At 68.5% G+C, this 13,308-nt stretch carries 13 protein-coding genes and 1 tRNA gene; 6 read left to right on the forward strand and 8 right to left on the reverse strand.

Translation table 11 applies throughout. The features are described 5' to 3' along the window. Positions 1-45 precede the first annotated feature (45 nt). Entirely contained in the window at positions 46-1,299 is a 1,254-nt protein-coding gene (locus PLZ73_08775) for an NAD(P)/FAD-dependent oxidoreductase (GenBank protein HOO77968.1), read from the forward strand. Here PLZ73_08775 and PLZ73_08780 read toward each other — a convergent pair. Continuing rightward, positions 1,296-2,357 carry an AIR synthase family protein gene (locus tag PLZ73_08780; GenBank protein ID HOO77969.1) on the reverse strand — a complete coding sequence of 354 codons (1,062 nt, stop codon included), beginning with the start codon at positions 2,355-2,357 and terminating at the stop codon, positions 1,296-1,298. The two genes, PLZ73_08775 and PLZ73_08780, sit on opposite strands and share 4 nt — an antisense overlap. Before the next feature lie 35 nt (positions 2,358-2,392). Further along, positions 2,393-3,292 (reverse strand): CsgG/HfaB family protein, encoded by a 900-nt coding sequence (locus tag PLZ73_08785; protein ID HOO77970.1) that lies wholly within the window; start codon positions 3,290-3,292, stop codon positions 2,393-2,395. A gap of 155 nt (positions 3,293-3,447) precedes the next feature. Between PLZ73_08785 and PLZ73_08790 the strand changes: the two genes are divergently transcribed. The 3 genes from PLZ73_08790 (at position 3,448) to ssnA (ending at position 7,061) form a co-directional block, all read left to right on the forward strand. After that, a tRNA-Ile gene (locus PLZ73_08790) sits at positions 3,448-3,521 on the forward strand. Between the two features lie 76 nt (positions 3,522-3,597). Next, positions 3,598-5,619 carry a tetratricopeptide repeat protein gene (locus PLZ73_08795; GenBank protein ID HOO77971.1) on the forward strand — a complete coding sequence of 674 codons (2,022 nt, stop codon included), beginning with the start codon at positions 3,598-3,600 and terminating at the stop codon, positions 5,617-5,619. Between the two features lie 98 nt (positions 5,620-5,717). Then, complete coding sequence (ssnA, locus tag PLZ73_08800; protein ID HOO77972.1) at positions 5,718-7,061, forward strand: putative aminohydrolase SsnA; 1,344 nt, start codon at positions 5,718-5,720, stop codon at positions 7,059-7,061. Positions 7,062-7,068: 7 nt separating this feature from the next. Here the strand turns inward: ssnA and PLZ73_08805 are convergent, their stop codons facing one another. From PLZ73_08805 to PLZ73_08815, 3 genes are all read right to left on the reverse strand, one after another. Further along, positions 7,069-7,869 (reverse strand): NAD+ synthase, encoded by an 801-nt coding sequence (locus PLZ73_08805; GenBank protein ID HOO77973.1) that lies wholly within the window; start codon positions 7,867-7,869, stop codon positions 7,069-7,071. Positions 7,870-7,943: 74 nt separating this feature from the next. Next, positions 7,944-8,429, reverse strand: coding sequence for a zf-HC2 domain-containing protein (locus PLZ73_08810; GenBank protein ID HOO77974.1), 486 nt, complete (start codon positions 8,427-8,429; stop codon positions 7,944-7,946). Positions 8,430-8,469: 40 nt separating this feature from the next. Continuing rightward, entirely contained in the window at positions 8,470-9,018 is a 549-nt protein-coding gene (locus tag PLZ73_08815) for a sigma-70 family RNA polymerase sigma factor (GenBank protein ID HOO77975.1), read from the reverse strand. Between the two features lie 54 nt (positions 9,019-9,072). Between PLZ73_08815 and PLZ73_08820 the strand changes: the two genes are divergently transcribed. After that, positions 9,073-9,588 carry a deaminase gene (locus PLZ73_08820; protein ID HOO77976.1) on the forward strand — a complete coding sequence of 172 codons (516 nt, stop codon included), beginning with the start codon at positions 9,073-9,075 and terminating at the stop codon, positions 9,586-9,588. Here the strand turns inward: PLZ73_08820 and xth are convergent. From xth to PLZ73_08835, 3 genes are all read right to left on the reverse strand, one after another. After that, positions 9,514-10,284: an exodeoxyribonuclease III gene (gene xth, locus PLZ73_08825; protein ID HOO77977.1), complete on the reverse strand. Its 771-nt coding sequence runs from the start codon at positions 10,282-10,284 to the stop codon at positions 9,514-9,516. The two genes, PLZ73_08820 and xth, sit on opposite strands and share 75 nt — an antisense overlap. 153 nt (positions 10,285-10,437) lie before the next feature. Then, positions 10,438-11,625, reverse strand: coding sequence for an iron-containing alcohol dehydrogenase (locus PLZ73_08830; protein HOO77978.1), 1,188 nt, complete (start codon positions 11,623-11,625; stop codon positions 10,438-10,440). 5 nt (positions 11,626-11,630) lie between these two features. Continuing rightward, on the reverse strand, positions 11,631-12,257 hold the full coding sequence (locus tag PLZ73_08835) for a class I SAM-dependent methyltransferase (GenBank protein HOO77979.1): 627 nt from the start codon (positions 12,255-12,257) through the stop codon (positions 11,631-11,633). 174 nt (positions 12,258-12,431) lie between these two features. Between PLZ73_08835 and PLZ73_08840 the strand changes: the two genes are divergently transcribed. Next, positions 12,432-13,034 carry a hypothetical protein gene (locus PLZ73_08840; protein ID HOO77980.1) on the forward strand — a complete coding sequence of 201 codons (603 nt, stop codon included), beginning with the start codon at positions 12,432-12,434 and terminating at the stop codon, positions 13,032-13,034. The last annotated feature ends 274 nt before the right edge of the window (positions 13,035-13,308 follow it).

Consider the following 13,308-nt stretch of genomic DNA (forward strand, 5'->3'; position numbering starts at 1 on the left):
CCGGGCGCCGCGGCGCCTGCGAGCGGGTCCCCCGGGAGGATGCGAGTGCGCCGACCAGGCCGGGTAATCGTGATCGGCGGCGGACCGGCGGGGCTGATGGCGGCCGGGAAGGCCGCGGCCGCCGGCGCCTCGGTGCTGTTGCTGGAGAGGATGGACCGGGTCGGCCTCAAGTTGGGCTTGACCGGGAAAGGCCGGTGCAACCTCACCAACGTCGCCCCGGTTCCGGAGATGCTCCAGCACTTCGGGGCCGGGGGCAATTTTCTGCGCGCCGCCCTCTGCAATTTCGGCAACCGCCGCCTGATCGGGTTTTTCGCCGACCTGGGAGTGGCCACGGCGGTGGAGCGGGGCGGCCGGGTCTTTCCCGAAGCGGGGAGCGCGGTGGAGCTGGCCCGGGCCTTGAAAAAATGGGCGGCGGGAACCGGAGTCGAGATTCTCACCTCCCGCCGCGTCGATCGGCTCCTGGTCGACGAGGGCCGTATCCGGGGGGTCTGGGTGGGGGACGATTTTTATCGGGCCCGGGCGGCGGTGATCGCCACCGGAGGGCTCTCCTACCCGCGGACCGGTTCCAGCGGCGACGGCTACCGGTTGGCGGCCTCCGTCGGGCATACCGTCGTCGCCCCCCGTCCCGCCCTCGTCCCCCTGGACACGCCCACCGGGCACTGGTCGCGGACCCTCCCCGGCTTGGCCCTGAAGAACGTCCGGTGCCGGCTGACGGCCGGGGGGCGCCGGATCGCCGACGAGTTCGGGGAGATGATCTTCACCCATACCGGGGTGTCGGGACCGATCGTTCTTTCCCTTTCCCTCCGGGCCGGGGACGCGCTGGCCGCCGGGGCCGAAGTCGCGCTTTCCCTCGATTTCAAGCCGGCCCTCGACGAGAAGAAACTCGATCTGCGCCTCCTGCGCGATTTGAAGGAGGCGGGAAAACGGCGGATAGCCGGGGTGGTCAAGGGCCTGCTCCCCCGCGCGCTGGTCCCGGTCTGCCTGGCCGCCTCCGGGATCGACCCTCTCAAGCGGGCGGACCAGGTTACCCGGGAGGAGCGTCTTCGTCTCCGCCTCTGGCTCAAGGGGGCCGACATCCCCGTCCTCGAACTCCGTCCGGCGGCGGAAGCGGTCGTCACCGCCGGGGGCGTGTCCCGCCCCGAGATCAACCCCCGCAGCATGGAGTCGCGGCTGGTCCGCGGCCTCTTCTTCGCCGGCGAGGTCATCGATATCGACGCCGATACCGGCGGCTACAACCTGCAGGCCGCGTTCTCCACCGGGTACCTGGCCGGGGCCGGCGCCGCCGCCGCCTGTCTTTAGGCGCGACGGCCGCTGAACTCGGCCAGCGCCCCCCAGAACGGGTCCACCCGGGGGTGCTCCAGGGGCCGTTCCTGGCCGTCCTCGCGCAGGATCAGGCGCCCGGGGTCGTCGGTGACTTCCCCGACCCGGCTGGCGGGGATCCCCCCGGCGCCCAGGCGCTTCAGAACCTCGTCCGCCCGGTGCGGGCGGCAGGTGACGATCAGGGACCCCTCGCTGATCGAGGTATAGGGGTCGATCCCGAACAAACCGCAGATCCGGCGCACCGGATCCTGGACGATGATCGCTTCCTTTTCGACCGTCATCCCCACCCCCGCGGCCCGGGCCACTTCGTAGAGGCCGCCCAGGACGCCGCATTCGGTGGCGTCGTGCATCGAGGTCACTCCCTCCTCGCGGACGCCGGCTTCGACCGCGATCCGGGCGTCCTCCACCACCGACATCTGCCAGAACAGTTCTCGGGCTTCCTCGGCGAACTCGGAGCCGAAACGTTCTTCGATCCGGTCCGGAAAGGTGGCCGCGAACAGGCCGGCGGCCTCCACCGCCGCTCCCTTGGTGACGAGGACGGCATCGCCGGGCCGGGCCATGGCGGGGGTAAGATAGCGGTCCTTCGGGCCCACGCAGATCACGGTCGCCCCCCCGATCATGGGGAATTCGCAGCCTTGGTAGCGGCCGGTGTGTCCCGAGATCACGGCCAGGCCGATGGCGTCGCATTCCCGGTGGACCGTGTTCCAGAAAGCCTCGAAAGCTTCCCGGTCCATGGAAAGGGGGAGGTTCAGGTCCAGGGTGATATAGGCCGGGGGGAGTCCCGAGGTGGCCGCGTCCGAGGCCAGGATGTGCACGGCGAACCAGGCCGCTCGTTCCCAGCCGTAGGCGGGGATGACGAAGACCGGGTCGGTGGTGGTGACCATGACCCGGCCGTTCCCCAGGTCCACGACCCCGACGTCGACCCCGTTGCGGGGGCCGACCAGCACTTGAGGCCGCCGTCGCCCCAGGCGGGGGAGGATGATCTCGTCGAAGATATCCGGCGAGACCTTGCCGGTCGCGGGCAGTTCCCGTTTCATGCCGTTTTTCCCCGGCCGCTGCCCCCGCTCCCGGCTCAGTCGGCCTGGACCAGGTCGCCGCGCTCCAGTCCGGTCCCGGAGAGAACCTCGGCGATGGAGTACTTCTCCTTGACGCTGGTGACCTTGACCCGGCCCACCTTCTCCGTCTCCGATCCCAGGGTCATCCCGGTATCGGGGTCGACCAGGGCTTCTCCCTGGCGGATGACGTCGAATTCCATGCCTTCGCTCATCCCCCCTTCGCTGCCGGCGTTGATGTAGACCTTGGAGGCGTCGGCCTTGATCACTTTGCCCTGCCAGGGAACGCTCCTGAGGCGGGAGGCGATTTTCGCCACCGCTTCGTCGATGGCTTCCTGGGTCGCTTCCCCCAGCGGGGTCTTGCGGAAACCGCCCAGGTCTCCGGAAAAATCGGAGTGGCTGTAGCCGAGGGAGAGGCCGCCGGCGTCGGCGCTCCCCTCCACCCGGATCGAGTCCAGCACCTCGCCGCTGCTGGTGTCGTAGATCCGGACGTTGATGGCCACGTGGGCCTGCTCGTGGCTGCCGCCGATGCGGAAACCGGCGATCCCGATCCCGCCGCCTTCTCCGCCTTTCTTCTCCTCGAACTCGGTGACCGCGCCCGAGATCAGGATCTGGGCCTTACCCAGCTTGCCGATGGCGGCGGCCGAACCTTCGCCGGTGCGTCCGCTGGCTCCCAGATCCTGCTCGGCCAGGACCGAGGAGAGGTCCTGCCGCTCGAGAACGGTGAATTTGCCGGTGTTGATCAGGGAGGTGGCCATCATCTCCTGCATGCCCCAGCCGATATCCCAGGCACCGTACCAGCCGGATTTGTTGTCGAACTCGGAGACCGCGATCGTCATCTTGGGCGCGGCGGCGGCCGTTCCGGCCGCGACCGCGGCCGCCAGCGCGACCGCCCAGGTGGTCAGTGAAGTTTTTTTCATCCCGGTTCCTCCTCGGCGCCTCCGCCGTTTCGGGTTGCGTTTCCGTAAAAAAATACCATAAACGGCTCCGGGTGTAGGGGAAAAACCTCCCGAAATCCCGAGGGAAGGGGTTGACTTGCAAAAGGGGGGGGTATAGTTTTCCCGGTGGCCGTTCGGGGCCCGTAGCTCAGTCGGTTAGAGCAGGGGACTCATAATCCCTTGGTCGTAGGTTCGAGTCCTACCGGGCCCATTTCCTTTTTCCCCCTCCATCCCGCGGTTGAGCTCCGGCGGCGCCCCGGTTACAATGACCCCGAGGTGACCGTCCCATGAAGATCGTCCCGATAGTGGCGGCGGTGGCGCTGGGAGCCGTTGGAACCCCGGGCGGGGGGGCTCCCACGCCTCCGCTGGAAACCTACCTGAGCTACGAGGGCAACCTCCCCCGCTGGTGGTCGGCAGCGCAGGCCGGCTGGCGCTGTTGGGAAGAGGGGAAGGAGGCCGAGGCCGTGGCTCGCTGGGAAGCGGCCCAGGAAGACGGGTTCCAGGAGAGCCGGGCGTTTTTCCGGATGGGGATCCATTACTACGAGGCGGGGGAATGGGAACGGGCCGCCGTGTACCTGGCCCGGTCGCGCCCCTGGGTGGAGGCGGAGAGCGGCGATCCCGTCCTCAAGCTCCGCCTCTACCGGTCCCTGGGCCGAGCCCTCGCCGAACTGGGCCGGATCGACGAAGCCATGATCAATTACCGCCGGGCACTGGCCCTCGACCCGGCGGACACCGCGGCCCGGGTGGGCCTGGCCGGGCTCTGCCTGCGGCGGGGGATGATCGGCGCCGCCGAGAGCGAGGCCGACAAGGTTCTGGAAAACGATCCCGGCAACGCCCGGGCGCTGCTGATCATGGCCCGGGCCGCCGAGCAGGACGGGGGGTACTCCCGGGCCGCGGGCATCTACCGCCGGATTCTTGCCGCCGACCCCGCGGCGGACGACGCCCGTCTCGCCCTGGGGCGCATTCTCTACTACCGGCTGGCCGACCCCGCTTCCGCCCGGAAGGAGCTGAAGGAGTACCTCCTCCGCCGTCCGGACGATCCCTCCGCCCTGGCGGTTCTGGCCGAGGCCGACCTCGTCCTGGGCGACCGGGAGGCGGCCGGCGAGGCCGCCGCCCGCGCGGTGGCCCTCGATCCCCGTTCCTACCGGGGGCTGGTCATCCTCGGGCAGCTGGCCTTCGGGAAGGGGGAGTACTCAACCGCCCGGGAGTTCTACCGCCGGGCCTGGGAGTCGGACCGGTCCCTGGCCCCGGCCGAGTACGGGCTGGGGATGGTGGCCCTGCAGGAAGGGAAACTGGTCGAGGCGGAACAGTTCCTCCGCCGCGCCTGCGCCCACGCCCCCGGTTTCGCCGACGCCGAGTACAACCTGGGGGTGGTCTTCGAACGCGGCGGCCGGACGGAAGAAGCCGAGGGGGTCTTCCGCAAACTGGTCTCCGAGCAGCCCGGGTATTTTCCCGGGCACCTGGCCATGGGCGGCTTGCTCTACAACCAGCGGCGGATCAAGGACGCGCTGCCCTTTTTCCTCAACGCCGCCGCCCTCGACCGCAACCGCTGGGAACCCTACTACTACGTGGGCAAATGCCTGATCGACCAGGGCCGCTACCGGCCCGCCCTGGAAGCCCTGGAATCGGCGGCTCGGATCGCTCCCGGTAACGCCTCCGTGCTCACCGATATCGGCGTCGCCCGGCAGCGCCTCGGAGACCTGGACGCGGCCCGGGAAGCCTTCGCCTCGGCCCTGGAGATCGAACCCGACTCCATCAGGGCCCGGATCGACCTGGCCCTTCTCGAACAGGAGGCTTCCCGTCCGGGCCGGGCCCGGGAGGAATACCGCCGCGCCCTCATCGTCCGTCCCGGCGACGTGCGCTGGGGGTACGAATACGAGCCCGGCGACATGCTCCGGGAGCTTTCCGAGGGGCTCAGCCGCCACCTGGCCACCGGCGTCGACTATATCAGCCTCTTCGGCCTGATCGAGAACGTTTCCCGGGACGATCCGGCTTTTCCGGAGATGGTACCCCTTCTGGAGAAGCTCCTGGTCGAGCACCCGCGCGAGCCCGGATACCCCTATCTGATCGGGCTCTGTTTCCAGCGTATGAACGACGCTTCCCGGGCCGAGCACTACTTCAGCCGCGCCCTCCAGATCGACCTCGATTTCGCCCCCGCCCACCTCTCCCTGGGGAGGATGTACCTACTCCAGGAGCGTTTCCCCGAGGCCCGGGCCCACCTGGAGGCGTTCGTGGCCCTGGTCCCGAGGGGCGAAGCTTCGGACGCGGCCCGCGTCCTCCTGGAGAGTCTTCCCGACGGCGGGTCCTGAGCCCGGGGAAAAGGGTTGGAAGCCGCCGGGAGGAGAAGGTAATATCGCCGGAAAAGCCGGGCCCCCCGGCCGCGGCGGAAAAAAGCAAGGAGCGGAAGATGGCGAAGGAAATTACGATCGGCAACGGCATTCTGGTCACCCTGGGCAAGGAGAACCTGGTGATTCCCCGCGGCGCGGTCCTGATCCGGGACGGCGTCATCGCCGCGGTGGGGACCGACGCGGAGGTCAGGAAACAGGCGCCGGAGGCCGAGTACGTCGATGCCGCCGGCAAGGTGATCATGCCCGGCCTGATCAACGCCCACCACCACCTCTACAGCACCTTCGCCCGGGGGATGGCTCCCAAGGACCCGCCGCCCTATACCTTCGTCGAGGTGTTGGAACGGCTTTGGTGGCCCCTGGACGCCGCCCTGGTCGAAGGCGACCTCTACTACGCGGCCATGCTCCCCCTGATCGACTGCATCAAGCAGGGAACGACCTCGATCATCGACCACCACGAGAGCCAGGGCTACCAGATCGGGAGCCTCTCCGAGCTGGCCAAGGCGGTGGACGACTCCGGGATCCGGGGGTGTCTCTGCCTGGGGATCTCCGACCGTTACGGGAGGGGAGCCGAGGGGATCGAGGAGAACGTCCGTTTCGTCAAGGAGGCCAACTCCGTCCCGGCCACGGCCGCCCGCCGGGTCTGCGGCATGTTCGGGCTCCACGCCGCCTTTACCGTCGAGGACGAGACCCTGGCCGCGGCGGTCTCCGCCGCCGACCGGCTCGGCGTCGGGTTCCACACCCACGTGGCCGAAGCCGCCTCCGACGAGGAAGCCAGCCTCGTCCGATACGGTCAGAGGGTCCTGCGGCGGTTGCGGGACAAGGGGGCGCTGGGGGAGAAGAGCCTGGCCATCCACTGCGTCCACATCGACGGCGAAGAGACGGACATCCTCCTCGAAACCGGGACCGCCGCGGTTCACAACCCCGAGTCGAACATGAACAACGCCGTGGGGGTGGCTCCGGTCCTGGAAATGTTCGGCCGCGGGATCGCCGTCGGCCTGGGAACCGACGGCATGACTTCGGATATGCGCTCCGGCGTCAAGACCGCGTTTTTCCTCCAGCACCTGGCCCAGGAAGATCCGCGGGTGGGGTTCTGCGAATCCTGCAGCCTGCTCCTCGACAACAACCCCGAGATCGTCTCCCGCCAGTTCGGCTACCGGGTCGGGGTTCTGGCTCCGGGCGCCGCCGGGGACGTCATCGTGGTCGACTACACCGCGCCCACCCCCCTCGACGGGAACACCTGGCTGGGGCACTTCCTCTTCGGGATCTGTTGCGGCGCCGCGGTCGATACCACCGTGGTCGGCGGCAAGGTCCTGATGCGGGGGAAGAAGCTCACCCTGCTGGACGAGGAAGCCCTGGCGGCCCGGTGCCGGGAACGGGCCCGGGCCTTCTACGGCCGCTTCTGAGCGGAGGTCACTCCTCCTCGGCCTTGCGCCACTCCGCCTTGAATTCGGGGATGGGCGGGGTCCGGCGCTTATGCCGGGTGGCGCGGACCATCGACCTGACGGTGTCGATGTCGTCGGGGAAGAACCCTTCCTGGAGCAGGCTCTGCCTTCCCAGGTGCAGGTCGATCATGCAGTAGAGGATGCTGTCCAGGAACTGGTAGGTGAACCCCAGTTCGCCCTCGTCGGTCTGGCCCTGCCAGAGCCCGGCGGTCGGGGTCCGGTTGGCCAGGTGGCGGGGAATCCCGATCGAGACCGCCAGCTGCCTGACCTCGGTTTTATAGAGGCACCCGATCGGTTCCACGTCCACGCCCCCGTCGCCGTACTTGGTGAAGTAGCCCATGTAGTACTCGGTCCGGTTGCCGGTGCCCAGGACGAGGGCGTTGTGGTAGGAAGCCCAGTCGTAGAGGATGCTCATCCGTTCCCGGGCCATCTTGTTCCCCTTGCGCATGACGCTGGCGCGGGAAAAGTGTTCGAAATAGGCGTCGATCATGGGGGCGATGTCGATGGTGCGGGTGTGGATTCCGAAAAGGTCCGCCAGTTCCTGGGCGTCGCGGATATCCTCGGGGCGCCCCGCCCGGTAGGGGAGGAGGAGCCCGATGACGTTGGAACTGCCCATGGCTCTGACCGCCAGGGCGCCGATCGTGGCCGAATCGATCCCGCCGGAAAGGCCGACGACGGCTTTTTCCTTGCCCGAGCGCTCCACGGCGCGGCGGATGAAGGAGACCAGGTGTTCCTCGACTTTCCAGGTGTCGATGACGGGCGTTTTCATGCTCTAACAATAACGGGCGCGCCGCCGGGGACAAGCAAAATATTGCCTTTACACGTAGGCCCCCGTCCGCCGGATCAGGGGCTTCCCGGGGCGTCGGGTTTCTCTCCATAGGGAGTTTTCGGTTCCGCGGCCCGGGGAAGTTCCGCGGGGCCCGGTTCCGGAAAGGGGACGACTTTTTTCCCCGCCCGCTCCAGGAGCCGTCGCGCTTCTTCCCTCAAGCCGGGGGGAGCGGCGGCGGCGGATTCCGCCTCCTTCGCTTCCGCGGCGGCGCGCCGGGCGCCCGCCGCCAGGAGCCGGCAGCGGCCGCAGCCGCGCAGGTGCGCTTCCACCTCCCGGACCCGCGCCGTACCGGCCGTGCCGTCGGCCGCTCCCAGGATGACCTCGAGGGCGGGGCAGTCGGGGCCGGGCGGCTCTTCCGGCGCGCGGGCGGCCTCCAGGGTCAGCGCCCGGCTCCGGCAGGCGGGGCAGTCCCGCAGGTGCGCCGCGACCTCGCGGGCGGCTGCGGGGCCGCTCTCCCCGTCCAGGAAAGCCGAAAGCACTCGATCGGGGGGGCAATTCATGAGCTTGGTCCTCGCTTAAACAGTCGCTCTGGCGTCGTATTTATTCCCATACATCCTCCACGGAGTCGATCCCGCGCCGGCGCAGGGACGCCCCCATCCGGCGTTTTCCTTCCAGCAGGAGCTTCCCCACCTGGCCCGCGTTCAGCCGGATCCCTTCCCGTCCCAGCTCTTCCGCTATTTCCCGGTAGCGGTAACCGGCCATCCACAGCCGCAGCGCCTTCTCCTGGCGCGGGGGCAGGGAGGAGAGGGCGTCTTCGATCATCTCCCGCGCCTGCCGCCTCGCCGGGGCGCGCCCGGCGGCGGGATCGGCGGGTTCGAAGGCGGGGCCGTCCTCGTCCCCGCCCGCCCCCATCTCCTCCAGCGAGGCCTCCCGCCGGCGGCGGAAGAAATCGGCGCAGCGCCGCCGGGCGACGGCGGCGATCCAGGTCGCCGGCCGGCAGTTCCCCTGGAAGGAAGGCCAGCCCCGGATGACGGCTTCCCAGATCTCCATGAAAAGGTCCCGGGCGTCTTCTTCGAGGAGCCGGTTCCCCCTGACCACGTACCAGATCACCCTGGAATAGGTTTCGACATTGGCTTCCAGTTCGCTCATCGTCCCGGTACCATAATCATAACCGGTCGGTTCGAAAACGCCAGGGAGGATCGCATGGAAACCGTACGCCGCGCCTTGCTCCGCGCCGAGGCTCGGAGCACCTGCCGCAACATCCGTCTGGCCGCCGTGATCGAGACCCCCTCCGGGCGCCTGGTCGAGGGCTGGAACGGGCCTCCCGAGCGCTGCGGCCCGCACCCGGCCTGCCGGTTGGGCGGTCCGATCACTCCCGCCAACCTCCGGCTCTGTCCCGGGGTCCACGCCGAGGTCCGCGCGCTCTGCCGGGCGGCGGCGCGGGGCGTGGCCGTCGAGGGGGGAACGCTCTATCTCAGCCGCTGGTTCCCCTGCGCCCCCTGCGCCCGGGCCCTGATCGAAGCCGGAATCGTCCGTCTGGTGGTGACGGAGAAACTCTCCCTGGCCAAGGACGATTGCTACAACTTCGTACTGGCCGAGGAACTGCTGGGGGCCGCCGGGGTGGAGACGGTGATCGATCCCGGTTTACTCGAATTCGGCCAGGAGGAAGGTGTGGTCCGAGGGCCGCTCTCCCAGCCGGGGTTCCAGGTCGATCCATGAGCCCCGGCAGCGCCGGGCCAGGGCCGGAGCGGCCATGATGTAGTCGATCCGCCAGCCCATCCGCCGCTTGAGCAGCCAGGGGGTCCGGTAGTCGAAAAAGGTGTAGAGCCGCTCCTCGGGGTGGTTGCTGCGGAAGCAGTCCTCGAAACCCCAGGCGATGACGTTTTCCAGGGCGTCCCGGGCCCGGGGGTGGTAACAGACGTTGTCGGCTTCGCCCTCGGGGTCGAAGACGTCCAGGGGGAGGCGGGCGACGTTGAAGTCCCCCGCCCAGGCCAGTGGCCGGTCCGGGGAAAAGGTGCGGTCGAACCACCGCCGCAGCCGCGCCAGCCACTCCAGCTTGAAGCGGAACATCTCGTGTTCCGGAGCCCGGCCCTGGGGGACGTAGGTGTTGACCACGCTCACCCCCCCGAAGTCGGCCCGGATCAGCCGGCTCCCCTCGTCCTTCCCCTCCCCGTCGAACCCGTAGGAGACCAGCTCCGGCGTTTCCCGGGAGACGATCGCCACCCCGTTGTAGGTCTTCTCCCCTCGGAAGGCGACCTGCCAGCCGGCTTTCTCGAACTCCGCCCGGGGGAAGTCCTCGTCCCGGACCTTGGTCTCCTGGAGGGCGAGGACGTCGGGGCGATGCTCCTCCAGCCAGGCCAGGACCGTCGGCAGCCGGGCCCGGATGGAGTTGACGTTGAAGGTGGCGACGAGCATGAGGGCATTGTCGGCCGCCCCCGGGCCCCTGTCAAGGAGACCCCGGGGTAGACATGGAAGGAAGCATGGAGCATGGGGCATAGAGCATAGAGCATAGAGAATAGAGAAAAACTGCCACGGACCCCTTTGGGTTCAGGGCGGAGGGGTTCCCCTCTATGCCCCATGCTCCATGCTCTCTGCTCCCCCCGCGCAGCGTTCCAGGACCCGGCGGGCCACGTCGGGGGTGACGCCGCCCCGTTCCCCCAGCTTGACCATGCCGTGGGCTTCCAGTTGGGCCAGGAGGGCGGGGACGGCGTCGGGCCCGATCCCGTAGTCGCCCAGCCGGGTCTGCACCCCCATCCGCTCGAAGAACTCCCGGGTGGCGGCGATGGCGGCGGAGACGGCCTCCTCCTCGTCCGCTCCCTCGATCCCCCAGACCCGGCGGGCGTACTGGAGGAGTTTTTCGCGTTTCTGCTCCCGGCGCACTTCGAGCATGGCCGGGAGCACCACGGCCAGGGTCTGGCCGTGGTCGAGGCCGTGGAGCGCCGTGATCTCGTGGCCGACCATGTGAGTGGCCCAGTCCTGCGGCACCCCGGCCCCGATCAGGCCGTTCAGGCCCAGGGTGGCGCACCACATCAGGTTGGCGCGGACCTCGTAGTTCTCGGGATCGGCCAGGGCCTTGGGCCCTTCCTCGATCAGGGTGAGCAGCAGGCCCTCGGAGAAGCGGTCCTGGACCTTGCCCCCCACCGGGTAGGTCAGGTACTGCTCGGCGATATGGACGAAGGTGTCGATCACCCCGTTGGCGGTCTGCCGGGGCGGGAGGGTGTAGGTCACGGTCGGGTCGAGGACGGAAAAGCGGGGATAGACCGCCGGGTTCATGAAGGGGAGCTTGCTTTTGGTGGATTCGCGGGTGACGACCGAGCCGCAGTTCATCTCCGACCCGGTGGCCGGCAGCGTCAGGACCGTCCCCAGGGGGAGGGCGGAGCGCACGGCCGCCCCTCGGGTCTCCATGATCTTCCAGGGATCGCCCTCGAAGGGCGCGGCGGCGGCGACGAACTTGGTCCCGTCCACGACCGAGCCCCCGCCCACCGCCAGCAGGAAATCGATCCCGTCGGAGCGGACCAGTTCCACCGCTTTCACCAGGGTCTCGAAACGGGGGTTGGGCTCGATCCCGCCGAACTCGGCCGGGGCGCAACCGTCCAGGGCCTCCCTGACCCGGTCGAGGACGCCGTTTTTCTTGACGCTCCCGCCGCCGTAGAGGATCAGCACCCGGGCGTTTTCGGGGATCTCCCCGGCCAGGTCGGCGATCCGGCCCTTCCCGAACAGGATCTTGGTGGGGTTGTAAAACGTGAAGTTCAGCATGGTTTTTATCCTCCGGGGTTTCCGGTTTCAGCTGTGGGCGGCGCGCGGAAGATTTGCAGGTAGAAATACTTTCCCAGTTCGACGACGGGCTCGGGGGCGAGGGCCAGCCGCGCTTGGAGTTCCTCCGGCGAAAGTCGCCGGGCCAGGGGAGGGCCGAAAGGGCTTTCGCGCTTGACGATCTCGACCACGGCCAGGAAGCCGCCCGGGGCCAGGAGCCGGTCGATCTCGGCCGCGAAACCAGCGAACTGCTCCGGCGAGAACCCGTGGACCACGGTGCAGAGGTAGACGAGATCGAAGGCCCCGCCGGGCAGGCCGGTCGGGGCCGTGATGTCCGCCGCCAGCGCGATCAGGCCGTCGCTCTCGGTTTCCCGCCGGAGCCGGTCGATCGCGGCCTCGTCCGGGTCGAGAGCGTAGACTCTGCCGGCCGGGCCGACCCGGCGCAGGAACTCCTTGGCCATGTAGCCGTTCCCGCAGCCGGCGTCGAGTACCGTCTGCCCCGGCCCCAGGGGCAGGGCGTCCAGGATCTTCTCCTTGTCCAGGACGCTCTCCGAGGACTTCCCCCGGTGGTGGTGGCGTCCCTCGCCGCCCTGTTCGTACGCGATGATGTCCCGGTAATCCCTTGGTTCGTCCATCGTCGTTCCCTTCAGTTTTTCCGGCGGGTTCCCCCGTTCGCCCGTCCGGCCCCGGGCGACAACTATACCACCGGGAACGACCTCGGCCCAGGCCCGAGAGCAGCGTTTGCTTACCCGGTAACGGCAGCGGAGGGTATACTGACGGTGAAATGCCGGAGAACGCGGGAGGGCGGTATGCGGCGTACGGTCCGGTCATACGAGTGGGAACGGGTAACTGCGGCGGCCGTGGCCGCGGCCCTGGTCCTGGGGTGTGCCGCCCATCGGGTCAGGTTCACTTCCGAGCCGGACGGCGTGGCGGTCAGGGTAGCCGGGGAGGAATATCGGACGCCGTGTCTGGTGACCGTTCCCGACGGTGTCGAGGAAGTGGGGATCGTGAGCCCGGCGGGCGAGCTGGTAACGGTCGAAATCCCCGCGCCCGGCACGGTCTGGGACCGGACCGGATCGATGGTGGGGAAAGGCTGCGCCTACGTTTTATACGGGATATCCGTGCCCTGCATGGTGGTCGGCGCCGTCGGCGTCGCCTGGTTGAATTCGATGCAGGACGGGACCGGCTGGGAGTACGCTCTCGAGGGGGGGAATGTATATCAGGTGATTATCCTGGGCGGTTCGGCCGTGGCCTACGTGGTGGGGTTGCCGATGTATTCCGCCGCCGAGTACCTGGATGAAGCGTCGGACCTGGAAGACCCGACGGTCCACGTGATCTTCCCGGCGGCGCTTCGGATCCAAGGTAAGACTCCCGCGCCGGGGGAGGATGCCCCTTCGGTCCCGCCTCCCTGACATGGGGCGCGACAGTGCTTGAATCTGGGAAGATCCGAGAAGGTGAAACCAGGGGAAAAAGCGACGAGAAAGTGAGTGCCCCGACCCTGGGCCCGGAGAAATCTCCTCTTCAGGCTGGTCCGCACCCGCAAAGCGGGAGTAAAATATATAGAGCGAGGTTTGTCGGTTCAGTTACCCAAGGAGGTTCGGCAATGAACGGCTCGGCCCGAGGCACGTGGCCGGATATGGTCGGGGCCTGTCGTTGCCGGATCGACCAGGCGGCTTCTTAGGTGAG

Source organism: bacterium (assembly GCA_035380285.1).
In the GTDB taxonomy this organism is placed as follows: Bacteria; Auribacterota; Erginobacteria; order Erginobacterales; family DAOSXE01; genus DAOSXE01.